Annotated in this window: 25 protein-coding genes and 1 tRNA gene; 11 read left to right on the top strand and 15 right to left on the bottom strand. The window is 71.2% G+C overall.

The genetic code is table 11. The features are described from left to right. Positions 1-357 precede the first annotated feature (357 nt). The 3 genes from BLV01_RS01910 to BLV01_RS01900 all read right to left on the bottom strand — a co-directional run bounded on the left by BLV01_RS01910 (position 358) and on the right by BLV01_RS01900 (position 3850). Entirely contained in the window at positions 358-1371 is a 1014-nt protein-coding gene (locus BLV01_RS01910; protein ID WP_091793544.1) for a restriction endonuclease, read from the bottom strand. Between the two features lie 383 nt (positions 1372-1754). Continuing rightward, positions 1755-2348: a phasin family protein gene (locus BLV01_RS01905; protein ID WP_091793542.1), complete on the bottom strand. Its 594-nt coding sequence runs from the start codon at positions 2346-2348 to the stop codon at positions 1755-1757. 164 nt (positions 2349-2512) lie between these two features. Continuing rightward, a complete protein-coding gene (locus tag BLV01_RS01900; protein WP_091793540.1) occupies positions 2513-3850 on the bottom strand; it encodes a patatin-like phospholipase family protein in 1338 nt (445 codons plus the stop codon). Between the two features lie 365 nt (positions 3851-4215). Here BLV01_RS01900 and BLV01_RS01895 point away from each other — a divergent pair, with 365 nt between their 5' ends. Continuing rightward, complete coding sequence (locus BLV01_RS01895; RefSeq protein ID WP_091793538.1) at positions 4216-4938, top strand: DUF8198 family protein; 723 nt, start codon at positions 4216-4218, stop codon at positions 4936-4938. A 105-nt stretch (positions 4939-5043) separates the two neighbouring features. On the opposite strand, the gene BLV01_RS01890 is transcribed toward BLV01_RS01895, so the two are convergent. Together BLV01_RS01890 and BLV01_RS01885 are read right to left on the bottom strand one after the other, a co-directional pair. Next, positions 5044-5358 carry a hypothetical protein gene (locus BLV01_RS01890; RefSeq protein WP_091793537.1) on the bottom strand — a complete coding sequence of 105 codons (315 nt, stop codon included), beginning with the start codon at positions 5356-5358 and terminating at the stop codon, positions 5044-5046. 10 nt (positions 5359-5368) lie between these two features. Continuing rightward, positions 5369-5644, bottom strand: a complete 276-nt coding sequence (locus BLV01_RS01885) for a polyhydroxyalkanoic acid system family protein (protein WP_091793535.1) — start codon at positions 5642-5644, stop codon at positions 5369-5371. A gap of 188 nt (positions 5645-5832) precedes the next feature. On the opposite strand from BLV01_RS01885, the gene BLV01_RS01880 reads away from it, so the two are divergent. Beyond that, the gene (locus BLV01_RS01880; RefSeq protein WP_091793533.1) at positions 5833-6636 is read left to right on the top strand and encodes an FHA domain-containing protein; all 804 of its coding nucleotides are present in this window, start codon (positions 5833-5835) and stop codon (positions 6634-6636) included. A 626-nt stretch (positions 6637-7262) separates the two neighbouring features. Here BLV01_RS01880 and msrQ read toward each other — a convergent pair. Continuing rightward, on the bottom strand, positions 7263-7868 hold the full coding sequence (gene msrQ / locus BLV01_RS01875; protein ID WP_254782506.1) for a protein-methionine-sulfoxide reductase heme-binding subunit MsrQ: 606 nt from the start codon (positions 7866-7868) through the stop codon (positions 7263-7265). Positions 7869-7948: 80 nt separating this feature from the next. After that, positions 7949-8920 (bottom strand): protein-methionine-sulfoxide reductase catalytic subunit MsrP, encoded by a 972-nt coding sequence (gene msrP / locus BLV01_RS01870; RefSeq protein ID WP_091793529.1) that lies wholly within the window; start codon positions 8918-8920, stop codon positions 7949-7951. A 196-nt stretch (positions 8921-9116) separates the two neighbouring features. Between msrP and serC the strand changes: the two genes are divergently transcribed. From serC to aroA, 4 genes are all read left to right on the top strand, one after another. Continuing rightward, positions 9117-10202 carry a 3-phosphoserine/phosphohydroxythreonine transaminase gene (gene serC, locus BLV01_RS01865; RefSeq protein ID WP_091793527.1) on the top strand — a complete coding sequence of 362 codons (1086 nt, stop codon included), beginning with the start codon at positions 9117-9119 and terminating at the stop codon, positions 10200-10202. Positions 10203-10267: 65 nt separating this feature from the next. After that, on the top strand, positions 10268-11518 hold the full coding sequence (gene pheA, locus BLV01_RS01860; protein WP_091793525.1) for a prephenate dehydratase: 1251 nt from the start codon (positions 10268-10270) through the stop codon (positions 11516-11518). After that, positions 11515-12678 carry a histidinol-phosphate transaminase gene (hisC, locus tag BLV01_RS01855; RefSeq protein ID WP_091793523.1) on the top strand — a complete coding sequence of 388 codons (1164 nt, stop codon included), beginning with the start codon at positions 11515-11517 and terminating at the stop codon, positions 12676-12678. Before pheA ends, hisC begins: the two co-directional genes overlap by 4 nt. Continuing rightward, positions 12675-13994 carry a 3-phosphoshikimate 1-carboxyvinyltransferase gene (gene aroA / locus BLV01_RS01850; RefSeq protein ID WP_091793521.1) on the top strand — a complete coding sequence of 440 codons (1320 nt, stop codon included), beginning with the start codon at positions 12675-12677 and terminating at the stop codon, positions 13992-13994. The genes hisC and aroA overlap by 4 nt, the downstream gene beginning before the upstream one ends. A gap of 238 nt (positions 13995-14232) precedes the next feature. Here the strand turns inward: aroA and BLV01_RS25105 are convergent, their stop codons facing one another. Both BLV01_RS25105 and BLV01_RS01840 read right to left on the bottom strand, forming a co-directional pair. Next, a complete protein-coding gene (locus BLV01_RS25105; protein ID WP_139178395.1) occupies positions 14233-14820 on the bottom strand; it encodes an energy transducer TonB in 588 nt (195 codons plus the stop codon). A 179-nt stretch (positions 14821-14999) separates the two neighbouring features. Beyond that, entirely contained in the window at positions 15000-15674 is a 675-nt protein-coding gene (locus tag BLV01_RS01840; RefSeq protein WP_139178393.1) for an energy transducer TonB, read from the bottom strand. A gap of 176 nt (positions 15675-15850) precedes the next feature. Between BLV01_RS01840 and serS the strand changes: the two genes are divergently transcribed. Continuing rightward, positions 15851-17143 (top strand): serine--tRNA ligase, encoded by a 1293-nt coding sequence (serS, locus tag BLV01_RS01835; RefSeq protein ID WP_091793518.1) that lies wholly within the window; start codon positions 15851-15853, stop codon positions 17141-17143. A gap of 214 nt (positions 17144-17357) precedes the next feature. After that, the gene (locus tag BLV01_RS01830) at positions 17358-17759 is read left to right on the top strand and encodes a hypothetical protein (protein WP_091793517.1); all 402 of its coding nucleotides are present in this window, start codon (positions 17358-17360) and stop codon (positions 17757-17759) included. Positions 17760-17937: 178 nt separating this feature from the next. On the opposite strand, the gene BLV01_RS01825 is transcribed toward BLV01_RS01830, so the two are convergent. Next, on the bottom strand, positions 17938-18516 hold the full coding sequence (locus BLV01_RS01825) for an FMN-dependent NADH-azoreductase (protein ID WP_091793516.1): 579 nt from the start codon (positions 18514-18516) through the stop codon (positions 17938-17940). A gap of 123 nt (positions 18517-18639) precedes the next feature. Here BLV01_RS01825 and BLV01_RS01820 point away from each other — a divergent pair, with 123 nt between their 5' ends. Both BLV01_RS01820 and BLV01_RS01815 read left to right on the top strand, forming a co-directional pair. Further along, entirely contained in the window at positions 18640-19662 is a 1023-nt protein-coding gene (locus BLV01_RS01820) for a LysR family transcriptional regulator (RefSeq protein WP_091793515.1), read from the top strand. Positions 19663-19752: 90 nt separating this feature from the next. Further along, positions 19753-19842: transfer RNA gene (locus BLV01_RS01815), tRNA-Ser, on the top strand. 3 nt (positions 19843-19845) lie between these two features. Here BLV01_RS01815 and BLV01_RS26025 read toward each other — a convergent pair. From BLV01_RS26025 to BLV01_RS01795, 5 genes are all read right to left on the bottom strand, one after another. Further along, positions 19846-21291: a caspase family protein gene (locus BLV01_RS26025; protein WP_175485735.1), complete on the bottom strand. Its 1446-nt coding sequence runs from the start codon at positions 21289-21291 to the stop codon at positions 19846-19848. Next, positions 21288-22145 carry a lysozyme family protein gene (locus BLV01_RS26020; RefSeq protein ID WP_175485734.1) on the bottom strand — a complete coding sequence of 286 codons (858 nt, stop codon included), beginning with the start codon at positions 22143-22145 and terminating at the stop codon, positions 21288-21290. The genes BLV01_RS26025 and BLV01_RS26020 overlap by 4 nt, the downstream gene beginning before the upstream one ends. Before the next feature lie 235 nt (positions 22146-22380). Continuing rightward, positions 22381-23964, bottom strand: coding sequence for a zeta toxin family protein (locus BLV01_RS01805; protein ID WP_091793514.1), 1584 nt, complete (start codon positions 23962-23964; stop codon positions 22381-22383). Next, on the bottom strand, positions 23961-24308 hold the full coding sequence (locus tag BLV01_RS01800; RefSeq protein WP_139178389.1) for a hypothetical protein: 348 nt from the start codon (positions 24306-24308) through the stop codon (positions 23961-23963). The genes BLV01_RS01805 and BLV01_RS01800 overlap by 4 nt, the downstream gene beginning before the upstream one ends. Before the next feature lie 362 nt (positions 24309-24670). Then, positions 24671-25093, bottom strand: coding sequence for a hypothetical protein (locus BLV01_RS01795; protein ID WP_139178387.1), 423 nt, complete (start codon positions 25091-25093; stop codon positions 24671-24673). 20 nt (positions 25094-25113) lie between these two features. On the opposite strand from BLV01_RS01795, the gene BLV01_RS01790 reads away from it, so the two are divergent. Next, positions 25114-26145, top strand: coding sequence for a saccharopine dehydrogenase NADP-binding domain-containing protein (locus tag BLV01_RS01790; RefSeq protein ID WP_091793511.1), 1032 nt, complete (start codon positions 25114-25116; stop codon positions 26143-26145). The last annotated feature ends 23 nt before the right edge of the window (positions 26146-26168 follow it).

Raw genomic sequence — 26168 nt, 5'->3', positions numbered from 1 at the left:
GCCCGCACACGCACGAAGCCCGGCACTCGCCGGGCTTCGTCGTTGGGGGTTGTGCAAATTCCGCCGGAGCTCCCTGTAGGAGCGGCGCAAGCCGCGACCGCGACACCACGCCTGCAGCGCAACCGGGCAACCCCGCGGTCGCGGCTCGCGCCGCTCCTACAGCGGCTTGCGGCCGTATCGTTGCGTCCTGCGCCCAAAGCCCGGCATGGCCGGGCTTCGTCGTTGCGGACCCTGCCAATTCCGCCCGGGCTTCCTGTAGGAGCGGCGCAAGCCGCGACCACGACACTGGGCCTGTGGCGCAACCCGGCACCCCCGCGCTCGCGCCTAGCGCCGCTCCTGCAACGGCTTGCCGCTAATTCAGTAGGCCTTGCACTGGAAGAACCGCACCCGGCTGCTGCTGCCCGCCGGCGGCTGCAACTGCACGCGCGAGGAACGCAGTTCGGGATAGCGCTCGAGCACCTGGCAGATCGCGTCGACGTCGGGTTTCTGCGCGTCGGTGTGGCGGTAGATCAGCAGGTTCGAGGCGGTCGACCAGGCGGCGCGTTCGGTGCCCGACAGCGCGCCGACGGTGCGGATCACCTCGGCGCGGTCGGCGTCGGCGTCGCTGCTGGAGGCCGACGGCACCGGCGCGGCCACGTGCGGGGCCGGCGCGGGCGGGGCCGGCGGGGCCGGCGCCGGAACCGCGGCCGGCGGCGCGGCGGCGGGTGCCGTGGGCGCGGCGGCGATATCGGTGCCGGCCGGGTCCTTGCCGCTGTCGTTCGCGGGCGCCGGCTGCGGCAGCAGCGCGGGCACGGCGAAGCCGGCGATCAGCGCCAGCGCGATCGCCGCGCCCCAGGCGCCGACGATGGTCTGGACGCTGCGCTTCTGCGCCGCGGCGATGATTTCGTGCCGGGTCGAGGCCGGCAGCTGCGGCTCGACCAGTTCCCACAGCGATTCGCCGCTGTACAGGTCCAGGCCGTCGGCGACGCGTTCGGAATTGGCGTCGAAGCGGCCGGTGGTGACCAGCAGGCCGCCGGCGGCGCCGTGGAAGCGCACCGCGTCGGCCAGTTCGGCCACGGTCGCGGCCGGCACCTTGTAGTCGCCGTCGCCGAGCTTGCACGACAACAGCCAGGGCTTGCCGGCGCGCACCAGGCGCAGTTCGGCCTGGGTACCGCGGGCGAGCGATTCCTCCACCGATTCGGCCTCGAACCCGCGCTCGCGCAGCGCCTCGACGATCAGGCGCGCGAACTCGCGCCAGCGCATCTTGGCCAGCCCGGCGATGCCGGTGGCGACTTCAGTGCGATGGCGACGGTACGACCACAGGTAAGCGGTGGACCCCAGCCCGACCGTCAGCGCAACGGCGGCGGCGGCCCACAGGGAGAAACTCGACATGTAACGCTAAGCCCATAAAAGACGCTGAGGATATACGGCTTCAGACACATGAATTCCACAAGAATTGCGACGCAATTCACGGAATCGATGTGTGTGGAATCTGCCGTTCACGAGCAAACGCGACCGCGGCGCGGTTGTGAAAGGCGTCGGGAGCGCTAGCGCTGGCGCGCTGCGCGGGCAGCGTTCGCTGCCGGAACAAGAAAGCCCGCCAGTCCGAAACCGTAAGGGGAGGGGAGCATACGGAAGCGCGGACTGGCGGGCTTAAACGGGCGTCGCGGCCTGGCGGCGCGATGCGATGCAACGGTGAAGCCTGGAACGTGTATCGATAGCGCCGGTTCGTGTCAGCGGTTAGGACGCTGGCGCGACCGGCGCGTGAAACCGGATTACGGCGCGACCGGCGGTTTCGGCTTGGCCACGGCCTTGCGCGGCGCCTTGGCCTTGGCCGGCTTGTCCGCGGCGGCCTTGGCGGCCTTGGGCTTGGCGGCGCGCGCGGCGCTCTTGCGCGCCGGCGCGGCGCCGCCCTGGCGGCGCAGCTCGGCGGTCAGCGCGTCGACGCGCTCGCTGAGTTCGGCGAGGTCCTCGCGGCCCGGCACGCCGAGCTTGACCAGGGCGCGCTGCACGCGTTCTTCGAACACCTTCTCCAGGCGGTCCCAGGTGTCGGCGGCGCGTTCGCGCGCCTGGCCGACCTTGGACTCGACCGCGTCGCGCAGGGCGCCGGCCTGGCCGCCGGTGAACTTGCGCGTGGCCTGTTCCAGGGTCAGGCCTTCCTTGACCAGCCCTTCGAACAGCTTGGTGCCTTCGGCCTGGGCGCGGCCAAACGCGCCGACGCCGGCCAGCCAGATCTGCTGCGCCGATTCGCTCAGGCTCTTGGACAGGCGCTCGGCCTGCTCCTGCGCACCCGCGCCCTTGCCGGCGGCGCCGGTGGAGCGGGTCTTGCCCGAGGTCTTCTTCGCGGTCTTCTTGAACTTGGCGGCCATGGACGTCCTGTGGATTGGGGTTAGTGCTGTGCCGTCACGATGGCCTCGCTGTCTAGAGTATTCACACCAGCCAGGGCGCAGAAACGAGAAAGGAGGAACCCGCAACGCGCCGGCCTCGCCAGGCCGCTCGTCGCGCGTTCCTCCCGCGTTGTTTCTTCAGCCGCTCAGGCGGCCGGGCGCCGCGGCCTGCGCTGGGCGACGAGGCGGTCGACATCGTCCAGCGCGCGCCGCAGCCGCGCGGTGGTCTCGCTGTCGCGCGCGGGCGGGGCGAGGCCGTCGAGGATCGAGCGCTCGGGGTCGGCGAGCACGTCCTCGCGCAAGCGCAGGCCGTGCGCGGCCAGGATCGGCCCCAGCTGATCGGCGCGCGCGCGCAGGTCGGCCAGGGTGTTGCGGTAGGCGATCTCGCAGATGCGCCGGCGCGCGGAGAAGCTGAAGGCGTTGGTGAAGAACAGTTCGCGGTCTTCGGCGTTGGGCTCGAACACCAGTTGGTCGATGTCGGGATACTGCTGGGCGTAGCGGGCCAGGCCGACCTGCATGCGCGATTGCAGCAGGGTGCGGAAGGTCTGCGACAGCACCGCCGGCAGGCCGCCGGCGGCGAGGCTGTTGTCCTCGGCCACCGCGGCGCCGTGGCTGTGGTTGAACGGCACCAGCGGGTTGAGGCCGATCAGCAGGTCGATGCCTCGTTCGAGCACCACCGAGGCGTGCATGGTCCGGCGCAGGGCGCCGTCGACGAAGTGGCGGCCTTCGATGTTCACCGGCGGGTACAGGCCGGGCAGGGCGGCGCTGGCCTGCACGGCCTTGGAGATCGGCACGTCGTCCCAGCCTTCGCCGCCGAAGCGCACGGCGTCGCCGCTGTCGATGTCGACGGCGACCACGTACAGCTTGGCGTCGAGTTCGCGGAAGTCGTTGCTGCGGCCGCGGCGGGTGAACACTTCGCGCAGGAAGCGTTCGACTTCGCTGTTGTCGAACAGGCCGTTGGGGATCAGGCCGCCGAAGCGGGTGATCAGGTCGGACCAGCGCGCCTCCAGCGGCGAGAACAGCAGTTCGCGCCACCACTCGGTGGCCAGGCGCGGGAAGCTGGCGGCGCGCTTGAGGTATTCGACGAAGGCCGGACGCATGAAGGTCTCGGGCCGGAATTCGACGTCGCCGCTGTCGCCGGTGATGAAGATCCGGCACATCTCGGCGGTGTCCATGCGGTTGGCCAGGCCGGCGGCGAGGAAGGCGCCGCTGCTGACGCCGACGTAGCAGTCCAGCCGGGTCAGGTCGAGGCCGTCGATGGCTTCGTCCAGGGCGCGCAGGGCGCCGAGTTCGTACATGCCGCCGATCGGGCCGCCGCCGGCGATGGCCAGGCCGATGCGCGGGGCCGCGGCCGGGTCGCGCTGGGCGGCGGCCGCGGCGGCGCCGTTGCGCTTGGGGGCGTTTTTCCGGGCGCCGGTGTTCTTGCTTCCTTTCGCCGCCGGCTTGCGGCTCGCCCGGTGGCGGGCGGAATGGAGTGACAGCATGTGATCGGCGGCACGCCCCTGACGGTAGTCGGCCGAGTGTAGCCGAGCGGGGCGGGGCGTCCAGCGGGGGTGTACGAAGGTCGAAGGGGGCGGGGGGGCGACCGGAGTCCAGGTAGGTGGGGCGCACCGGGGCCGGGGACGCTGCGGCGGGCCGGGCCTTTGGCAAGTCCCGCCGCAGCGTCCCCGGCCCCGATGCTTCCTCGCGCGTGCGGTTCGTGGGGCGCTGTTGTTGATGGGGCTGTGGTGGGGCGAGCCCTGCTGGAGCGTCCGCGTACCCAGCGCCTCGTCGCGCCTCGTCGCGCGCGTGCGGCTCGTGGGCGCGCCGCTCTTGCGGCCGCGCGCAGGCGCCGCGATCATCGACCCCGATGTCCAGGACCGCCGACCTCAGCCGCCGCATGGCCTGCCTGCTGGCCCGCCACCAGGCCCTGCACGATCCCGCGCGCGAGCCGCGCAACCAGTTGCGCTGGCTGCCGGAGTTGCGCCAGTGGCAGGCGCGGCGGCTGGAGGCGAGTTTCGACCGTTTCCTGCGCGACCCGCGCCGGCGGCCGGCGGCGCAGTTCTTCCTCAGCGACGTCTACAACGACCGCGATTTCAGCCGCCGCGACGGCGACATCGCCCGGGTCCTGCCGATGATGCAGAAGCTGCTGCCCGGCCCGTTGCTGGCGACGGTGGCCGACGCGATCGAGCTGGGGCTGCTGACCCAGGCCTTCGACCTGCGCATGAGCGAGCGGCTGCACGTGTTGGCGCCGCGCCGGCGCCGGCTCGACGGGCCGCTGTACGCGCAGGCGTATCGCGCCTGCGGCCTGCCGCGGCTGCGCGAGCATCAGATCGAGCTGATCGAGGCGGTCGGCCTGGGCCTGGGCAAGGCAGTGCGGATGCCGGGGATCCTGACCTTGCTCAAGCTCTCGCGCGGCCCGGCCAAGGCGGCGGGGCTGTCGGAGTTGCAGGGCTTCCTGGAGCGCGGTTTCGCCGCGTTCGCGCAGCTGGGCGATGTGCGCGAGTTCATCGCCGAGATCGGCGCGGACGAGCGCGATGTGGCGCAGCGGCTGTTCGACGAAGACGGCGATCCGTTTCCCGGCCTCGACTGAGGCGTCGTTTCGTCCGCCCCTTGCAGCAGCGGCGCGAGTCGCGACCGCGGAACCGCACGATGGCGGGGCGACTTGGAAACCCTGCAGCCGCGGCTCGCGCCGCTGCTACAGCGAGGCCAGCGCGCTTACGAACGCCGGCAGGTTCGCGCGCCACTGCGCGCTCGCGATCTTGTCGAAATACAGCCGGCGCCCGCTGCGCTGCGCGTCGACGTGGGACAGGTCGGCCAGCCGTTCGGTCGGGCCGCCGAGCGGCGCGAACAACTGGAAATCGAGCCGCTCGCGCGCATCGCCGCGGCGCAGCCGCCAGACGATGCGCTCGCGTTCGACATGGAACAGCGCGTCCGCGCCGGACTCGCCCTCGATCCGCCAGCCGTCGCGTTCGAGGGCGTGCTTGAGCTCGGTCAGCCGGGCCCGGGTCACGCGCGGCGGCTTACTTGAACTTCTCTTCCAGCACGCGGCGGATCTCGGCTTCGATCGGGCCCTTCATCGCGCCGAGCAGGAAGCCGAGCTGGGCGGTCACGCGCAGGTGTTCGGGCGCGACCGCGATCTTGCCGTCGACGCCGCTGCGGGCGAAGTTGAGCACGTCGCCGTCCCATTCGTATTGGACGTCGAAGCGTTCGGCGAGCTTCTTGGCCACGTCCTCGACCGCCTTGCGGGCCTTGGCCGGAGCCAGCGAGTGCGGGTGGCGGATGTCGATGCTGGGCATGTCTGGGTCTCCCTGGAAGCCGGCTATTGTGCGGGCAGGGGCGGGCGCATCCAAGCCTGCGGGCGCGGGCGCCGGCGCCGGCGCGGACGCGCGCCGCGCGCATCCGTCTCGGCGTCGTTGCTGTCGTTCATGCGCCGCCGGACGCAGCCGGGTGTGCCTGGCGCTGCAACCTGCTAGATTCCCGCCGGGTGAGCGCCCTTAAACTGCGATACCCCAACCGCGAGCATGGCGACCTGGCGCTGAAGCCGGGCGTGCATGCCATCGGCCGCGACGCGGCCGGCCGCACCGTGCTGGTCGACGACGCCGACGCCGCGATCGCGCAATTCAGCGTCGACCGCCGCGGGGTCTGGCTGCAGGTGCGCGACAGCCTGCACGGGCTGCACGTCAACGGCCGCCCGGTCAAACGCATGGCGATGCTGCGGCCCGGGGACGCGATCTTCATCGACGGGGTCGAGCTGCTGCTGGTGGCCGACAAGCCCGAGCCGGCGCCGCCGTTCGGGGTCGAGATCCCGGCCGATTCGCGCATGGTCGTGCGCGGGGTCGGCGGCGTCCACCACGGCCGCTGCTACACGCTGGAGCAGCCCAAAGTGATCGGCCGCGCCGGCGACTGCGACATCCGCATCAACGAGCCGGCCTTCGCCGACCGCCACGCGCGGCTGGAAGCGCACGCCGACGGCGTGGTGCTGCGCGATGTCGGCTCGGTCGACGGCAGCGTGGTGAACGGCCAGCCGGTGCGGCATGCGCTGCTCAAGCCGGGCGACCAGTTGCTGCTCGACGGCCAGCACCGCTTCGTGATCGAGGCGCCGACCCGCCGGCTCAGCGCCGCCGACGCGCTGCAGGCGCAACTGGCGCAGGAACAGGCCGCCAACGAGGACCGGCCGACGCCGCCGTCGGCGCTGCCGTCCTCGGTGCGGCGCATGCCGTGGCTGTTGCTGGCGGCGGTCGTGATGGCCGGCTTGCTCGGCCTGCTGCTGCTCTACGGCGCGCGCTGAGGCTCGATCGCTCCGCCCCTGCCGCGGCGTCGGCCGGATTGCCCTTGCGGGAGCGGCGCGAGCCGCGACCGCGTCACCACGCCTGCGACGCGACCCGCTGCCCCGCAGTCGCGGCTCGCGCCGCTCCTACAGCGGCTTCGCCCCGACGCGTCGCGACCTGGATCGCTCCTTGTAGGAGCGGCGCAAGCCGCGACCGCGACATTGCGCTTGCGACGCCACCTGCTACCCCGCAGTCGCGGCTCGCGCCGCTCCTACAGCGGCTTCGCCCCGACGCGTCGCGATCTGGGTCGCTCCCTGTAGGAGCGGCGCAAGCCGCGACCGCGACAGTGCGCTTGCGACGCCACCTGCTACCCCGCAGTCGCGGCTCGCGCCGCTCCTACAGCGGCTCCGCCCCGACGCGTCGCGATCTGGATCGCTCCCTGTAGGAGCGGCGCAAGCCGCGACCGCGACAGTGCGCTTGCGACGCCACCTGCTACCCCGCAGTCGCGGCTCGCGCCGCTCCTACAGCGGCTCCGCCCCGACGCGTCGCGATCTGGATCGCTCCCTGTAGGAGCGGCGCAAGCCGCGACCGCGACAGTGCGCTTGCGGCGCGCCCAGCTACCCCGCAGCCGCAGCCAGCCCCGCCCCTAAGCGGGCTTCGGCCGCCGCTTGCCCAGGCGTTTCCACACCCGCCAGCCCAGCAACACCGCGAGGATGCCGGCGTACAGCGCCGGCTCGCGGATGTCCGACTTCACCAGCCACCAGAAATGCAGCACCGCCAGCACGGCGATGGCGTAGACCAACTGGTGCAGGCGGCCCCACAGCCGTCCCAGCCGCCGCATCATGCCCTGGGTGGAGGTGATCGCCAGCGGCACCAGCCCCAGCCAGGCGAGGAAGCCGACGGTGATGTACGGGCGCTTGGCGATCTCCTCGAAGATCTGGGTCCAGTAGCCGCGCAGGTCCAGCACCAGGTAGGCGGCCAGGTGCGCGCTGGCGTAGAAGAAGGCGTACAGCCCGAGCAGGCGGCGGAAGCGCAGCAGCACCGGCTGGCCGCTGAGCTGGCGCAGCGGCGTGACCGCCAGCGCGATCATCAAAAAACGCAGCGCCCACAGGCCCAGGCGGTGTTCGATCTCGGCCACCGGGTCGGCGCCGAGGCCGCCCTGGCCGGTGCTGAATTCCTGCCAGACCTGCCAGCCCAGGATCGCGGCCGGGGTCAGCGCCAGCAGGTGGGCCACGGCCTTGGCCGCGATCACGCCCGGCGGGGTCTTGCGCGGGCTCGCGGTGCGGCGCGCGGCGGGCGCCGCGGCCGCGGCGGGGACGGCTTCGCTCATCGTCAGAACCAGGTCTTCAGGTTCATGCCCGCGTACAGGCTCGCGACCTGCTCGCCGTAGCCGTTGAACAGCCGGGTCGGGATGCGCTCGGCGAACAGCTTGCTGCCGCTGCCGGCGATGCGGCGCTCGGTCTTCTGGCTCCAGCGCGGGTGGTCCACGTCCGGATTGACGTTGGAGAAGAAGCCGTACTCGTCGGGCTGCAACGAGTTCCAGGCGGTCGCCGGGCGGCGCTCGACGAAGGTGATCGCGACGATCGACTTGATGCTCTTGAAGCCGTACTTCCACGGCACCACCAGCCGCAGCGGCGCGCCGTTCTGCTGCGGCAGCGGCTTGCCGTACAGGCCGGTGGCGAGCAGGGTCAGCGGGTGCATGGCCTCGTCGATGCGCAGGCCCTCGCGATACGGCCAGCTGATCGAGGGGTAGGCGATGCCGGGCATCTGCTTGCGGTCGGCCAGGGTGGTGAAGGCGACGTACTTGGCCTTGGCGCTCGGCTCGAAGCGCTTGAGCACGTCCGCCAGCGGCACCCCCAGCCACGGGATCACCATCGACCAGCCTTCCACGCAGCGCAGCCGGTAGACCCGCTCCTGCGGCGCCAGGCCCTTGATCAGGTCTTCCAGCGAGAGCTTGCCGGGCTTGGCGCATTCGCCGCCGACCGCCACCGTCCACGGGCTCAGACGCAGAGTCTTGGCGGCCGCCGACGGGTCGCCCTTGCCGGTGCCGAACTCGTAGAAGTTGTTGTAGCCGGTGACGTCGGCGTAGGTGGTCAGCGGCTCGTTGGTGCGCAGGCCGGCCTTGATCTGTTCCGGGCTGGCCGGCCGGGCCGCCGAGGGCGGCGGCGCCTCGGCGCCGGCGCAGCCGGCCAGGCCCAGGGCCGGGCTCATCGCCAGCGCCGCCAGCAGGCGCCGGCGTTCGCGGTAGACGGCCTCGTCGGTGATTTGCGAGGCGGGAAGGGTGAAGGCTTGGCGCAACGACATGGGACGGCTCCGGACGGGTCCAGCGGGGCGGCGCGACGGGGGCGCGCAGGGGGCTACGGTCGTATGACGCATTACGGACCGTTTCATTCCCTAGAGGCAGCCAGCGCGGCAAAAGTTGCGCGGGTAACGACACGTACACACGGTGCTGCACTGCGGCATACTCAGGGGCCACCCCCCAACTGCCACGGAGCTACCGATGTCCCGCGCTTTCAACTTTAGTGCCGGTCCCGCGACCCTGCCCGAACCGGTCCTGCTGCAGGCGCAGTCGGAACTTCTGGAGTGGAACAACGCCGGGGCCTCGATCGTCGAACTCAGCCACCGCGGCCCCGAGTTCATCCAGGTCGCCGCCGAAGCCGAGCGCGACCTGCGCGCGCTGATGGCGATCCCGGACGACTACGCCGTGCTGTTCCTGCAGGGCGGCGCGACCGCGCAGCAGGCGCTGATCGCGCTCAACTTCGCCAACCCGGGCCAGGCCGTGGACTACGTGGTCACCGGCCACTGGGGCAAGACCGCATTGAAGCAGGTCAAGCCTTACGTCAGCGCGAACGTGGCCGCCAACGGCGAGGCCGGCGGCTTCCGCGACATCCCGGCGCGTGCGGACTGGAACCTGTCCAAGGACGCCGCCTACGTCCACTACACCGCCAACGAGACCATCCACGGCGTCGAGTTCCGCGACATCCCGGACGTCGGCGACGTGCCGCTGGTGGCCGATTTTTCCTCATCGATCGCCGCCGAGCCGGTGGACGTGTCGAAGTTCGGGGTGATCTACGCCGGCGCGCAGAAGAACCTCGGCCCGGTCGGCGTCAGCGTGGTCATCGTGCGCCGCGACCTGCTCGAACGCGCCGGTCAGCCGCGCGCGGACATCTTCGACTACCGCTCGCACGTCAAGGGCGAGTCCATGCTCAACACCCCGCCGACCTGGAACTGGTATCTGGCCGGGCTGGTGTTCAAGTGGATGCTGGCCGAAGGCGGCGTGGAAGAGTTCGCCCGGCGCAACGCGCGCAAGGCCGGCCTGCTGTACGAGGTGATCGACAATTCCGGCGGCTATTACCGCAACGAAGTCGCCGTCGCCGCGCGCTCGCGCATGAACGTGCCGTTCTTCCTCAAGGACGAAGCGCTGGACAAGCCCTTCCTGAAGGAAGCCGAAGCGGCCGGGCTGATCTCGCTGAAGGGCCACCGCGCCCTCGGCGGCATGCGCGCGTCGATCTACAACGCGATGCCGGAGGCGGGGGTGCAGGCCCTGGCCTCGTTCATGCGCGATTTCCAACAAAGACACGGCTGAGCGACCGCGCCGGCCGGTGCCCGCGCGGGCGCCGGCCGCGGTCGCCGTAGACAAGACCCAAGGCAATGACCACCAAATCCAGCAAGACCAAGCCCGGCAAGACCTCGCCGGTCGCGGCGAAGACCAAGACCGCCGCGAAGACCGCCGCCGACAAGCCCGCCGGCAAGAAGAAGGCCGCTGCTAAGGCCGAAACCGCCGCCGAAGCGGTCGCTCCCGCCGCTGCCGCGCCCGCCGCCGGCGTCCCCGACCTCGCCACGCTGCGCACCCGCATCGACGGCATCGACCGCCACATCCAGCAGCTCATCGCCGAGCGCGCCCAGTTCGCCAACCAGGTCGGCAAGGCCAAGGGCAAGCTGGCCGCGGCGGTGGACTACTACCGCCCCGAGCGCGAGGCGCAGGTGCTGCGCCGGGTGGTGGACCGCAACGACGGCCCGCTCAACGACGAAGTGCTGGTGCGGCTGTTCCGCGAAATCATGTCGGCCTGCCTGGCCCAGCAGGAGCCGTTGAAGATCGGCTTCCTCGGCCCGGAAGGCACCCATTCGCAGCAGGCCGTGTACAAGCACTTCGGCCACTCGATCCACGGCCTGCCGCTGTCGAGCATCGAGGAAGTGTTCCAGGAAGTGGAAGCCGGCAACGCCGACTTCGGCGTGGTGCCGGTGGAGAACTCCACCCAGGGCACGATCCAGTCCACGCTGGACATGTTCCTGACCTCCAAGCTCAAGATCAGCGGCGAAGTCGAGCTGCGCGTGCACCAGCACCTGCTCTCGCGCAGCGGCCGGATCGAGGACATCGAGCGGGTCTACTCGCACCCGCAGTCCTTCGCCCAGTGCAAGGCCTGGCTGCGCCAGTACCTGCCCAAGGCCGAGAAGATCCCGGTGTCGAGCAACGCCGAGGCCGCGCGCCGCGCGCGCAACGCCGACGACGCCGCGGCCATCGCCGGCGTCGCCGCGGCCAACGTGTACGGGCTGCGCAGCGTGGCCGGGCCGATCGAGGACCGGCCGGACAATACGACCCGCTTCCTGGTCGTCGGCCGCGAACTGTTCTCGCCGTCGGGCAACGACCGCACCTCGCTGCTGATCTTCATCAAGGACCAGCCCGGCGCGCTGTACAACGTGCTCTCGCCGTTCGCCAAGCGCGGGCTGAGCATGAACCGGATCGAGTCGCGCCCCGGCCACACCGGCCGCTGGCAGTACGCGTTCTTCGTCGACATCGGCGGCCACGTGCAGGAAGACGCGATGCGCGAGGCGCTGGAGGAACTCGAGGAACTGGCCCACGAGGTCAAGGTGCTCGGTTCCTACCCGGTGGCGATCGCATGAGCCAGCCGGCGATGCAGCCGCTCTCGCCCGTGCCCGCGTTCGACGAAGCCTGGTTCGCCGCGCGCGCCCAGCCGGGCGTGCAGCGGCTCAAGGCCTACGACCCGGGCCACGACCTGGTCGCGCTGCGCCGCCAATACGGCGAGGCGCATCTGGTCGAGCTGGGCTCCAACGAAAATCCGTACGGCCCGTCGCCGGCCGCGCGCGCGGCGATCCTGGATTCGCTGCACGCGCTGCACCGCTATCCCGATCCGCTCGGCGGCGACCTCAAGCGCGCGCTGGCGCGCAAGCACGGCGTCGACGTCAAGCAGATCCTGCTCGGCAACGGCTCGCACGAACTGTTGATGCAGCTCGGCCAGGTGTTCGCCGGGCCCGGCGAGGAAGTGGTGTTCTCGCGCTACGGCTTCGCCGTGTTCGCGCTGTCGACCCAGGCGGCCGGCGCGCGCATGCGCATCGTCGAGGCGCTGCCGCGCGAGGCGGCGATGCCGTGCGGGCACGACCTCGACGCGATCGCGGCGGCGGTCGGCGCGGACACCAAGCTGGTGTACGTCGCCAACCCGAACAACCCGACCGGCACCTGGTTCGGCCGCGACGCGCTGGTCGCGTTCCTCGACAAGATCCCGGCCCACGTCATCGTGGTCATGGACGAGGCCTACGCCGAGATGGCCGACGCGCCGGACTACGCCAGCGCGCTGAGCGTGCTGGATCGCTATCCCAACCTCGCGGTGACGCGCACCTTCAGCAAGGCCTATGGCCTGGCCGGGCTGCGCGTGGGTTACCTGATCGCGCAGCCGGGGCTGATCGCGGTGATGGACCGCTTGCGCGAAAGCTTCAACGTCAACGGCCCGGCGCTGGCCGCGTGCGAGGCCGCGCTCGGCGACGAAGACCACCTGCGCTGGGCCTGCGCGCGCAACGCCGAACAACGCAGCGCCCTGGCCGAGGCCCTGGCCCGGCGCGGCCTGCGCGCGTTCCCGTCGCAGACCAACTTCGTGTTGGCCGAATTCGGCGCGCGCACGCCGCAGGTCGAGGCCGCGCTGGTCGAACGCGGGGTGATCCTGCGGCCGATGGGCGGCTACGGCCTGGCCGACTGCATCCGCATCAGCGTCGGCTCGGCCGACGAGAACCGCCGCCTGCTGGCGGCATTGGACGAAGTGCTGGCATGAGCGAGAGCGAATCTTCCCAGGCCTGGACCGCCGGTCCGGGCGCGCCGTTGCGCGGTTCGATCCGCGTGCCCGGCGATAAGTCGGTTTCGCACCGCGCGGTGATGCTCGGCGCGCTGGCCGAAGGCGTCACCCGGGTCACCGGCTTCCTCGAAGGCGAGGACACCCGCGCCACCGCGCGGGTGTTCGAACAGCTCGGCGTGCGCATCGAGACGCCGAGCGCGAGCGAGCGCATCGTCCACGGCGTCGGCCTGCGCGGCCTGCGCGCCAGCGATGCGGCGCTGGACTGCGGCAACGCCGGCACCGGCATGCGCCTGCTCGCCGGCGCGCTGGCGGGGCAGGCGTTCGACAGCGTGCTGGTCGGCGACGCCTCGCTGTCGAAACGGCCGATGCGTCGCGTGACCGAGCCGCTGGCGGCGATGGGCGCGCGCATCGACAGCATCGACGGCGGCCTGCCGCCGCTGCGCATCCACGGCGGCCGCGAACTGCGCGGGATCGAATACACCCTGCCGGTCGCCAGCGCGCAGGTGAAATCGGCGCTGCTGCTGGCCGGCCTGTACGCGCACGGCGAGACCGTGGTGCGCGAACCGCACCCGACCCGCGACTACACCGAGCGCATGCTCGCCGCGTTCGGCTGGCCGATCGAGTTCTCGCCCGGCCATGCGCGCCTGAGCGGCGGCCATGCGCTGCGCGCGACCGACGTCGCGGTGCCGGCCGACTTCTCCTCGGCCGCGTTCTTCCTGGTCGCCGCCAGCGTGATTCCGGGGTCGGAGCTGCTGCTCGAAGCGGTCGGCATGAACCCGCGCCGCACCGGCCTGTTGTCGGCGCTGCGGTTGATGGGCGCGGACATCGTCGAGGAAAACCCGCGCAGCGAAGGCGGCGAACCGGTCGCCGACCTGCGCGTGCGCCACGCCCGCCTGCGCGGCGTCGACGTGCCGCAGGCGTTGGTGCCGGACATGATCGACGAGTTCCCGGCGCTGTTCGTCGCCGCGGCGGTGGCGCAGGGCCGCACCGTGGTCAGCGGCGCGGCCGAGCTGCGGGTCAAGGAATCCGACCGCATCGCGACCATGGCCGTCGGCCTGCGCGCGCTCGGCGTCGCCATCGAGGAAACGCCCGACGGCGCGATCATCGACGGCGGCGGCCTGCGCGGCGGCGCGGTGGAAAGCCACGGCGACCATCGCATCGCGATGAGTTTCGCGGTGGCCGCGCAGCTGGCGGCGGGCGAGGTGCGGATCGGCGACGTGGCCAATGTGGCGACCTCGTTCCCGGGCTTCGAAGCGCTGGCGGCGACAGCGGGGATGCGGGTCGGCACGGCCTGAGCCGGCATCGGCGATGCGAACGAAAAAGGCGGCCCGCGGGCCGCCTTTTTCGTGGGAGGGCCTTCAGGCCCGATGCTTTGGTTGCAGTTTGCGGCGATCCGACCGGAAAGCGTCGGGCCTGAAGGCCCTCCCACAACAGCCGATGGCTGCGAAAGCAGAATCGCTGTTATGGGAGAAGCGACCGCTCTTGTGGGAGGGACTTCAGTCCCGACGCCTTGCGCTCAGTTCGCCTCGAACCTCACTGCATCGGCCGGAACTCGACCGGCTGCTCCACCACCGACGCCACCTCGCGCCCGTTGCGCGTGGCCGGCTTGAAGCGCCAATCGCGCACCGCGACCATCGCCGCGCGGTCGAGATCGCGCGAGCCGCTGCGGCGGGCGAGGGCGACCTGGTCGGCCTTGCCGTCGGCGCCGACGTTGACCCGCAACACCACCGTGCCGCCTTCGCCGCGACGCAGCGCCGCGGTCGGGTACTGCGGTTGCGGATTGCGCGCCAGCGCGCGCGCATCGGTCGCGCGCGGCTTGGCCGCGGCGGGCTTCTCTCGCGCGCCCTTGGCCACGGCCTTGGCCGCGGCGGCCTGGGCCTTGTCGAGGTCCGCGGCGGTGCCGGGCGTGCGCTCGACCGGCGGCAGCGCCAACACCGGCGCCAGCGGCGCGGGCGCCTGCTGCACCGGGCGCTTGCCGTAGAAGTACCAACCCAGGAACGCCGCGCCGAGCAGGATCAGCAACAACCACAGGCCGGTACGGCCCGGAGATTCGCCGGTGGCGATGGCGGGCGCCTCGTGTTGGCGCGCCGCGGGATCGATGGAATGTGATGCAGTGCTCATGCTGGCCTCCTTTCGGCGAACCCGGGGGATGGTTCGCGGAGGGCGAGCTTCCGAGCGGCGGCGTTACCCGTGGGTGAACGGCGCGTGGATTCGGTTCAGCACGGATTTAGAAGCCTGCGCAGCAACGCTGGCGGGCGCCGCTTGGCCGCCGCATCGGCGTTGTGCGCGGGCTTATCGCTTCACTGATTCGGATTGAAGGTGATCGGCACGATCACCGTATCCACCGCCGGGCGGCCGCCGCGGGTGGCGGGGCGGAAGCGCCAGGCGCGCACGGCGCCGAGGGCGGCGCGGTCCAGCGCGCGCACGCCGCTGCCCTGGACCACTTCGGCGTCTTCGACCTCGCCCTGCTCGCCGACCCGCACCTGCACCCGCACCGTGCCGCCTTCGCCGCGGCGCAGCGAGGCGGGCGGATACTGCGGGGCGCGATTGGCCGACAGCGGCGCGGCGGCGACGTAGGCGCCGGTCGGCGCGGCCGGGGCCTGCGCCGGCGCAGGCGCGTTCGGCGAGGCCTGCGGCGGGGGCGGCGGGCTGGGGTTCTCGAGCAGTTGCGGGCGCTCGTCGCCGCCCGGCTGGGCCGCTTCGGGCAATTGCTGCTGCGGCGCCGGGGCCGGGGCCGCGCTGCCGTCGGCCGGGGCGGGCGCCGGCAGCGGCGCGTAGAACGGCTGCTCGCTGGTCGGCGGCGTGCCTTGGGCGCGATAGAAGCCGTCGCCGCTGCCGCGGTTGCTCTGCCAGACCCAGGCGAACAGCGCCAGCCCGATCGCGAACGCGCCCGCCACCCACAGCCAGGCCTTGCCCGAAGGGAGCCAAGCGGCGAGGTTGAGGGAACGGCGCGGTGCGGGAGAGGGCGTCGACATAGGGCGGCAGGCTCGCAAGTCCAATGCGTGATGGCGTGCATTCTGCAACGAAACGCCGCGCCGCGCCGGCCCGATCGCGCACGGCGGCGGCGCCGGCGCGCGCGCGATTCGCGAAAAAGCCCGCGCGACGCGATAATCTGCGGTTCTTCCGCCACGCATCCCGATACCGGCACACCATGCTCGATCCGAATTTGCTGCGCCAGCAGCCCGCCGAAGTCGCCGCCCGCCTGCACACCGCCCGCGGTTTCGCCCTGGACGCCGACGCGCTGGCGTCGCTGGAGGCCGAACGCAAGATGGTGCAGGTGCGCACCCAGGAACTGCAGGCGCAGCGCAACAAGCTGTCCGGCGAGATCGGCAAGCGCAAGAGCAAGGGCGAGGACGTGGCCGAGCTGATGGCCCAGGTGTCCGCGTCCGGCGACGAGCAAAAGCGCGGCGAGGCGCGCCTGGACGAGATCAAGGCCGAGATCGAGGCCGTCGCCCTGGCGATCCCGAACCTGCCGCACGACTCGGTGCCGGTGGGCGCCGACGAGGCCGGCAACGTCGAACAGCACCGCTGGGGCACGCCGCGCGAATTCGATTTCGCGGTCAAGGACCACGTCGAACTCGGCGCCCGCCACGGCTGGCTCGATGCCGAGACCGCGGCCAAGCTGTCGGGCGCGCGCTTCACCGTGCTGCGCGGCGGCCTGGCCCGGCTGCACCGCGCGCTGGCCCAGTTCATGCTGGACCTGCACGTCGAACAGCACGAATACCAGGAAACCAGCGTGCCGCTGCTGGTCAACGCCGACTCGATGCGCGGCACCGGCCAGTTGCCCAAGTTCGAGGACGACCTGTTCGCGACCGTGGTCGGCGAGGGCGAGGCGGCGAGCAAGCGCTACCTGATCCCGACCTCGGAAGTGCCGCTGACCAACGTGGTGCGCGAGGAAATCGTCGAGGACGCCGCGCTGCCGCTGCGCATGACCGCGCACTCGATGTGCTTCCGCGCCGAGGCCGGCAGCGCCGGCCGCGACACCCGCGGCATGATCCGCCAGCACCAGTTCGAGAAGGTCGAGCTGGTCGCGATCGCCCGCCCGCAGGAGAGCTACGCCGAGCACGAGCGCATGACCCGCTGCGCCGAAGTGGTGCTGGAAACCCTCGGCCTGCCGTACCGGCGCATGCTGCTGTGCACCGGCGACATGGGTTTCGCCGCGGCCAAGACCTACGACCTGGAAGTGTGGCTGCCGAGCGAGAACCGCTACCGCGAGATCTCCTCGTGCTCCAACTGCGAAGCCTTCCAGGCCCGGCGCATGCAGGCGCGCTGGCGCAACCCGGCGACCGGCAAGCCCGAGCCGGTGCACACCCTCAACGGTTCCGGCGTGGCCATCGGCCGGGCCATGATCGCGGTGATGGAGAACTACCAGAACGCCGACGGCTCGATCGCGGTACCCGAGGCGCTGCGGCGCTACATGGGCGGGATCGACGTCCTGGCCTGAGCGCGACGTCTTCGCGCCCACTGGAGCGGGCGCGGCTGAAGCGCCCGGCGTTGGACCGAGCGGGGCTGGAACGATTGGGACGGGCCGGCCGAGGCCGGAGCGGCTGGAACCGGATTAGCCGGCGCTTGACCGGCCGACGCCGATAGATCGGGCCCGGCGCTGCGCGGCCGGCGCGATGGTCGCCAGCGCAGCGACAACCACGGAGGGCGGTGGTATGGATTCGTTCTTGCTGATCACGGTCGGAGGCAAGGTACTGCTGGCGCTGGCGCTGTGGACGGCGGTGCAGTACGCCGCGCTCGGCCCGGCCAATCGCCGCCGCGCGCAGCCGCTGGCGAACGCGGGCCTGCTCTGGCGCGCGCTGCTGGGCGTCCTCGCAGGCGCCGCGCTGGGCTCGGCCTTGATCGTGGTGATCGCGGGCGCGATGCTCTCGACCGGCGACCGGGTCAGCGATGCGGGCTTCTTGGTGATCCTGCTGTCGCTGCCGGCCGGTTTGGCGGCGGCGATCTTCTGCGGGTTCCGGCTGGCCCGCCGCTGGGTGCTGCGCGCGCAGCCCGGGGCCGAGCCGGCGCCGGGGCCTGTGGCCGAACCCGCCGCGGACACGGCCGGCGAGGCGTAAGCATCGCGATCGCGGCCGGCAAAGCCGCCGCAGGCCGAGTCTTCGGCATCGGCCCCCCGCCGCAGGCGACACAATAAAAAAACCGGGCCCGTCGGGGCCCGGCCAATCCCGGCGCGGGGGAGGGAGCGCCGGAGGACTGCGCGGAGTCGGCCGGCCATGCCGCCGGCGACCTCCGGGTTCAGGCCGCCAGACGCTGCGGCCGCGGAATCGAAGCGTGCGCGGCGGCAAGCGCGTCGGCACGGTGCTGGGGCGAGTAGGACACACCCTCGGCACGCACGAACTCGACATCGGTCACGCCGATGAAGCCCAGGACGTGACGCAGATAGGTCTCCTGGAAATCGCTGGGCTGGCCGCTGTGCAGGCCGCCGCGGCCGCTGACCACGATCGCCTTCTTGCCCTTGGCCAGGCCTTCCGGCCCTTCGGCGGTGTAGCGGAAGGTTTTGCCGGCCACCGCGATGCGGTCGATCCACGCTTTCAGCGTCGAAGGGATGCCGAAGTTGTACATCGGCGCGCCGATCACGATCACGTCGGCTTGCAGGAATTGTTGCAGGATGCGCTCGGATCGGTCGTTTTCGGCCGGATCGTCCTTCGCCAGGGAACGGCCGGTAAGATGGGGGATCGGATCGGCGTCGAGGTCGAGGTATTCCACAGCCAGGCCCGCCAGATCGTCCTGCCAGCGCGCCGCGACCGCCGCAGACAGCTCGCGAGTCACGGAATTTGCGCCCATGGCGCTTGAATCGATGTGCAGAAGCTTCATGTCGGGACCTCATCGGGTCGTTCTATGCGGGCCTTGCCGCGTTGGAGCAAAGTCTGGATCGTTGCGGCCATGGGATAAAGTTGGTTCAATATCACTCGCTGTTCTAATCTTGGAACTATCGTCATGCACGATTTGAATGACCTGTACTACTTCGCGATGGTCGTGGACCACGCCGGTTTCGCCGCCGCCGAGCGCGCGCTGGGCATTCCCAAGTCGCGCCTGAGCCGGCGCATCAGCCAACTGGAGACCGACCTGGGCGTGCGCCTGCTGCAGCGCTCGACCCGCCGCTTCGCCGTCACCGAAGTCGGCAACAGCGTGTATCGCCACGCCCAGTCGATGCTGGCCGAGGCCCAGGCCGCGCGCGAAGTGGTCGACCGCCTCAGCGCCGAACCGCGCGGCGTGATCCGGGTCAGCGTTCCGGTCGGCCTGGCCCAGCAGCAGATTCCCAAGCTGCTGCCGGAATTCCTGGCCAAGTACCCGCAGGTGCGGGTGCAGCTCAACGTCAGCAACCGCCGCGTCGACATCATCAACGAAGGCGTCGACGTGGCCTTGCGCGTGCGCTCCAAGCTCGACGACGACGGCAGCCTAGTGATGCGCAGCTTCGGCCAGATCCAGGAGCTGCTGGTCGCCAGCCCCAAGTACCTCAACCGCATGGGCCGGCCGAGCAATCCCGACGAACTGTCCGAGCACGTCACCCTGAGCATCAGCGAAGACGACGCGCGCCAGCGCTGGGAACTGCACGGCCCCGACGGCGAAGTGCGCAAGGTCGAACTCAAGCCGCGGGTCATGGGCTTCGACTTCCCGATGCTGATGGCGCTGGCCGAACAGGGCGTCGGCATCACCCTGTTGCCGGAGACCGTCTGCGCCGAAGCCGTGCGCCGCGGCGAGCTGGAAGTGGTGCTGCCGAACTGGCGCCTGCCGCAGGGCATCTTCCACGCCGTGTTCGCCTCGCGCCGCGGCCTGCTGCCGGCGGTGCGGGTGTTCATCGACTTCCTCGCCGAGAAAGCGCCGTCGCTGGTCGAATCCGCGCGCCTGCAGTGCAGCGACATCAAGGGCGGCCAACCGTGCCCGGACAGCGTCGCCGCGCGCGACGCTAAGGCCGGCAAGAAGGCCGACAAGGCCGCTGGCGTCCCGGCCCAGGCGTGAGACAATGCCGCGCCCGGCGCAAGGCCGGGCGCGATGGCCGCTTCGTTTCCAGGGCGGCTCGGCGGACTCAGCGGGTTCGCGGTTTTTTACGGAGAGATGGCCGAGTGGTTTAAGGCAGCGGTCTTGAAAACCGCCGAAGGGTCAAACCTTCCGTGGGTTCGAATCCCACTCTCTCCGCCACTTTCACCCAGCGCCCGCGCCGGTAACGGCCGTCGCCGAACGCTCGCAGACGAAGGCCGATACATAGTTGGGCGTCGGTTTTCCGCCCACGCCGATCCCGCGTTGGGGCAGGAAGTGGCCCTGCGGATAGGCTGCGGCGATGCGGCGCAGGACCTTGCGCTCGTCGGGATGTTCGATGTCGTAACGCATCAGATTGCGGTAGACGTTGTAGCGGCCGTTCTCGTTCTTGTCCTGCGCCAACGGCTTGACCTGGATGCGGCCGACGCCCAGTTCTTTCGCGCGTGCGGCGAGGTCGCCGGCGATCCAGGCGGCGAAGCGATAGCGCTCTTCTTCGCCGGGGCCTTCGCACCAGATGATGTCCAGGCTGGTCCCGTCGTAGACGTTGCGCACTATTTGCTTGCGCCGGACCGGCGCTGCGCCGGCGCTGCGCGGTTCGGCCATGGCCGGCGCCGCAGACGCGGCTGCGGCCGTCGGCCGGACCGCCGCCGCCGCCGCAGGAGGCGCGCCGCCTGCAGGCGAGGCCGCTGCGACGCCAGCGTCGATCGCGGCCGGGACGAACGCCGCCAGCGCGCGCTCGGGCGCGTGCTTCAGGGCGATGAACGCCGGGCCTGCGTTGCTCTCGGTATAGGCGTCGAGTTTGCCGCTGTCGTAGCGTTTGTAGATCTCCACGTCCACGCGCGACATGACGTCGCCGATGTCTCCGCCTTTGGCCAACTCCCGGCTGAGCGTCATCGCGTAAGGGCTGTTGCCGGAGTCGTCGGGATCGCGATCGCCGGCGCGGTCGCCGGCGGTCGTGGCGTACTGGATGAGCGTGTTGGGGCGGGTGCGGATGGAGACTGCGTTGTTGTAGACCGCCTCGTCGTCGACGCGCTCGTCGGCGCTTTCCTCGAACGGCGAATTGCGGCAGTTGTCGAGCGCCACGACCAGGGCGATGCCGTCGTCGGAATTGAGCCGATCCAGCAGGCGCGCGATGCTGTTGGCGTTGTCCTTGAAGAATTTCAGCCGTTCCTTGGTGTGTTTTTGTTGCAGCGTCTGCAGGTCGAATTTGATCAGGACCGGCAGCGCGAACGCTTGCCCCAGGTACTGGATGCCGTGGCCCGCGTAGTAGACGAAGACGATCGATCCCTTGGGCAGGTCGGCGGTGGCGCGGGAGAACGCATCCACGCTCGCCTCGAATTTGTTGCGGTCGTTGTTGCAGTATTCGTGCACCTGGAAACGGTTGTATTCGAGCACCGGGCGCAGCCGCTCGATGTCGCGGCAGGGGTTGCTCAAGTCGGATGCGAACGGTTCGCTGGGGCCGTCGTCGAACTGGCTGTTGCCGTTGTAGTCCCAGTTCCCCACCAGCAAGGCGACCCGCCGCGGCTGCGCGTCCTGGGCCAGGGCGCAGGGCGCCGCGCACAGGCAAGCCAGCGACGCGAGCGCGATCCACAGCGGCCGCAGCGGGGTCACGACGTCGCCCCGGGCGCGCCCGCGCGCAGGCCTTGTTCGAACAGTTTCGCTTCCAGGTCGCGGCGGGTCAGCAGTCCGCGCAGCTCCGGTTTTCCGGCCCAGATGCGCTTCATCGCCCGGATCCGCTCGGGCACGCCTTCGGGCCGGCCGTCCTGGATCAGTTGGTGGATCTCGCGCATTTCCTTGTAGCGGTCGCCGTTTTTGCGGAAGCTCGCGCCGCGGTTGTAGACCAGCGAGACCAGCGCGCCCAGCGCATCGTCGGACAGCCCGGCCGCCTTGGGCACGGACTTGAGCGTTTGCGCGACGTATCGCGGCAGCACCCGCACGCGGAACTGGGCGTTGGCCTTGGCCCAGGGAATCGACAGCGCCTGAAAATTCGCCAGCGCGTCGCGCGCCTTTTGCCCGGTCAGGCCGCAGGCGGGGACGAGCAAGGCCAGTTCGCGTTCCGACAGATACTCGCGCCAGTCGCTGCGCAACCAGGCCGGATCGACGTAGCCGGCGTCGTATCCGACGCCGACCGTGATGCCCGATTCGCCGTGCGGCCAGATCGGGCGTTGGAATTTCTGCTCGTAGCGGGTTTGGCTGGTGACCTCGAACAGCACGATCAACCGCATGGCGTCTTCCGACACCGCGCGATCGGAGGGTTTGAGGTTCGGCGCGATGGCGCGGCTGGCGCGTTGGCTGAGCAGGCCTTCGCGCACTTCGCGGGTCGCATCCAGGGCGTCGAGATCCTGCTCGGCGGCCTGCAACAGCGATCGGAACGAGGCGTCCTGCGCGCGTACGGCGCGATCGGGGACGAGAGCGGCAAGGCCCAGCGCGAGCGCGCTGGCGAGGAATTCGCGTCTGCTGTGCATGGTATCGGTCCTTCGCATCGGCACCGGCGATCGATCCCTGTCCGGGACTGCCTGGGGAAGGCGGGGGCCGGCCACAGCGCCGCCTACCGGTATCAACGCAAGACCCGGGCGAACCCGGCAATGCGCGCGGTCCGACAGCGCGGCGCGGGTGAAGGCTGGGGAATCCGGCGGCCGGTCCGCCGCCGCTTCCCGCCGCCCTGCGCCAGCGCGGACGCGCCAGCGCAGGGCGATGCATTCACAGCTTGGCGGCAGTGGGCGGGTGCTGGGATGGCCCCTGCGCTTGCGGGTTCTGTTGGCCTTCGTGGAAGGCGGCCGACTGCTGCAGCAGGACGTCCGGCGCGGGCGAGGGTGTGGTTTCGCCGACCGTGGCCAGTTGGCCTGGCGTGCGACCGGAGACGAAGATGTTGCCGTTGCTCACCATCACCTTGTCGATGTCGCCCGGATCGCGGATGCCGCCGGTGGTAGAGGCCCGCACCGCCAGCTCCAGCACCTTGTCGTTGCCGATGCGATCGGGCAACTGGCCGCGCAGCGCCTGGTAGACCGGGTACTGCGGATGCGTCGGCAGGATCGGTTCGGGCCGCCCGGCTGCTTGCGGTGCCGGCGGGCCGGAGGAACTGGCCGCTGCGGGCGACGAATGCGCAGCAGCGGAGGCGGGCGGCGTGTGCGCGGTGGGGGCGGGCGTATTCGCGGCTGCGGCAGGCGGCGGCGAAGGGGTCGAACTGGCCGTGGCCGGCGGCGAGTGGGCCGCCCCGGCCGCGGTCGGTGGCGGTTGAGTCGAACTGGCCGCTGCGGGCGGCGAATGAGCCGCGCCGGCCGCCGGTGGCGACTGAGTCGAACTCGCCGCCGCCGGCGGCGAGTGAGCGGGCGCGCCCGCCGCGGGCATCGGCAGCGGCTCGGGTCGCGCCTGGGCCGGCGCGTGCAGCCGCGCGAGGTTCGCCGCGGCGAAGTCGGCGTTGTTCGCCACGCCCGCCTCGATCTTGAGCGCGGCGCGCTGCGTCAGCAGCGCCGCGGCGCTGGAATGGGCGGGATGCGCGGGCTCTTGCAGTTGTTTCGGCAGCGCCCCATGCCAGGCGGCGCTGTCGTGCCACCCCTTGTGCTGGCCCTCGGCGATTCTCGGGTCGGCCAGCCGCGCCTCGCGGGCCGCGGCCAGCGCTTCGCCGGGCGTGCGCCCGCCGTGCCGGCTGTCGTAGACCAACTCGGCGTCGCGGCTGTAAACGCAGACCGGCACCTTGGCCTGGGCATGCACTTGGTCGAGGTTGGCCGGCAATTTGGCATAGACCGCGTCGCGCACATCCTGCGGTACGTAGCGGCCGAAACCGTTCTTGTCGAGCGAACTGCTGAAGCGCTGGTCCACGCCCAGCTCGCTTTCCAGCTTGTGCGCGGCGACCGCGCGAACCTCGACCCGATAGCCGCTCTGTTTCAGATTGTCGATCAATTCGACCGCGCGATTGCCGTTGCCCAGGGTCGCGTCGATGATGACGTTCTTGCGGCCCGCGATCGCATCGTTGCGCAGTTGCGTGGTCCATTCCTGGGCGTCGCGGTGGGTGGCGTCGGCCCAGGTGTAGGGGTGATCGCGGCGCAGTTTGTTCACGCCCGGAAAGTGATCGCGCAACTCGTCCAGATCGATGATCAAGGCGTCCTTGCCCAGATCGTTGAGGCTGAGCCGCGCCACGCCGCCTTTGCCCGCGCCCGGCTGTCCGGCCAGGATGATGGCGGTGGGGACGTCGTGCGACTTGAGCCCCTCCAGGTGCTTGCTCGGCAGGATCTCGGCTTGATAGATCTTCTTGTTGCGCTCGCTGTCGAACATGACCGCGCTCATGACCGCGCCTGCCGGCCGGCGTGGAAGTAGTCCCACAATTCGTCCAGGTCGCGCAGGCCGTCGTTGCGCGAACGCGCGGCGAACATCAGGCGCAGGCGTTCGTCGGCGCGCAGCAGCGCATCGGCGTCGCCGCTGGCCTCGGCCGCGTCGCGCGCGTCGCGGGCGTCGGCGACGAAGCCGCTGAGCGCGTCTTCCAGCGCCGCGGCGGCGCGTTCGAACGGCGGTGTGCCGTAGGACTGGCTGACGGCCCTATGCAGCGAGCCGGTCAGCGCGTCGATCAGATCGGGGTGCTCGTGCAGCAGATCGCGCAAGCGCTGCGGCAGCGGGGGCGATGAGGTGTGCAAGGCGAAGTTCCTCGGTTCGGGTGGAACGAGGCGGACGCGGTGTCGAATACGCCCGCCTGCGGGGGCCGCGACGCGTTCCTGCGTCGGCATCGCGCGCTGCGCGCATGGCGCGAGGGTCCGTCCGTGCGCCGGTTGCAGGAACTAACGCCGAAGATCGAGGCCGCAGGACAGGCCGATGGCGGCCTGCGGCGGCAGTGCGTCGCAAATTCGAAACTTGCCGCTGCAGTCGGCCGCGCTTGCCTGCGCGCAGTGCGTCGTCAGGGCGGCGCATGGCCGAAATGCCGGAGTTTCGGCGTAATTTCTAAGCCGGTGCTGCGTCCGCGGCCAACGCGGCCGTGGCCGGGGCGATGCGGGCGAGCGCGTCAGCGCGCGCCGGATTCGCCGTGGAAGTGCCGCCACAGTTCGTCGAGATCGCCCAGCCCGCCGTTCGCCGAGCGCGCCACGAACAGGCCTTGCAGATCGCGCTCGGCGCGCGCGATGGCGGCGGGATCGGCCTGCGCCTGCGCGGCTTCGAGTGCGTCGCGAGCCTCTGCGATGAAGGCGCTGAGCAGGTCTTGCAGACGCGATCTGGCGGCTTCGAAATCCGATGCGTCCGCCAATGCGCGCTGCAGGCGTTCGAGCCGTTGCGGCCGGTCGGCGAACGCTTCGCGCAGGCGCGGCGGAATCGGCGGAAGCGGGGCGTCCATGAGCGGGCTCGGCTGAGTTGGGTCGGCGCAGGATAGCGCAGCGCGGACGCTAAAGATTTCGACAGCGCTGCGGTGCCGGTGCGGGTGCAATACGCGCATCCCATCGCCCGGAGCAAGCCATGAGCGCAATCGCCCCCTCGCTGTCGATCGCCGTATTCGGCGCATACGGCCACACCGGCCGCTTCGTCGTCGCGCGCCTGCGCGAGCGCGGCTGGCGGCCGCGCCTGTGCGGGCGCGATCCTGCGCGGCTGGCGCAGGCGGCGGCCGCGTGGCCCGACAGCGAAACGTGCGCGGCGCGGGCGGACGATCCGGCCTCGCTCGACGCCGCCCTGGCCGGCTGCGCCGCGGTGCTCAACTGCGCCGGGCCGTTTTCCGACACCGCCGCGCCGCTGATCGAAGCGGCCTTGCGCGCCCGCATCGCCTACCTCGACACCGCGGCCGAACAGCAACCGGTGTTGGCGGCGTTCGAGCGCTTCGATGCGGCCGCGCGCGCGGCCGGCATCGCCGTGGTTCCGGCGATGGCGTTCTATGGCGGCCTGGGCGACCTGCTCGCGACCGCGGCGATGGGCGACTGGGACCGCGCCGATGCGGTCGAGATCGCGGTGGCGCTGGACGCTTGGCATCCAACGGCGGGCACGCGCATCACCGGCGAGCGCAATACCGCCAAGCGCCTGGTGCTCGAAAACGGCGCCCTGATCGAGGCGCCGAGCCCGCCGCCGACGCGCGACTGGACCTTCGGCGCGGCGTTCGGGACGCAGCCGGTCGCGGCCGTGCCGATGAGCGAGATCGCCTTGCTGTCGCGGCATCTGCGCACGCGCGACGCGGTCGCTTATCTCGACCAGGGCTCGCTGCGCGATGTGCGCGACCCGGCCACGCCGGCGCCGGTCGCGGCCGATGCCAGCGGCCGTTCGGCGCAGGTGTTCGCGATCGAGGCGCGGGTGCGGCGCGGCGGCGAAATCCGCGCGCTCGGCGCGTCCGGCCGCGACATCTACGCGGCGACCGCGCCGCTGCTGGTGGAAGCGATGGAGCGGGTGCTCGACGGCCGCTGCCGCGGCGCCGGCGTGCGCGCCGCGGGCGATGCCTTCGATGCGGCGGACTTTCTCGCCGCGTTGGCGCCGGAGCCGTTGCGCCTGTATCTGGGCGAGGATTGACCTCGGCGGCGAGCGGCCCTGGA

It is taken from the genome of Lysobacter sp. yr284 (assembly GCF_900107375.1).
Taxonomy (GTDB): domain Bacteria; phylum Pseudomonadota; class Gammaproteobacteria; order Xanthomonadales; family Xanthomonadaceae; genus Lysobacter.
The sequence above is the reverse complement of the archived record's forward strand: the minus strand, read 5'-3'. Positions and strand labels throughout refer to the sequence as shown.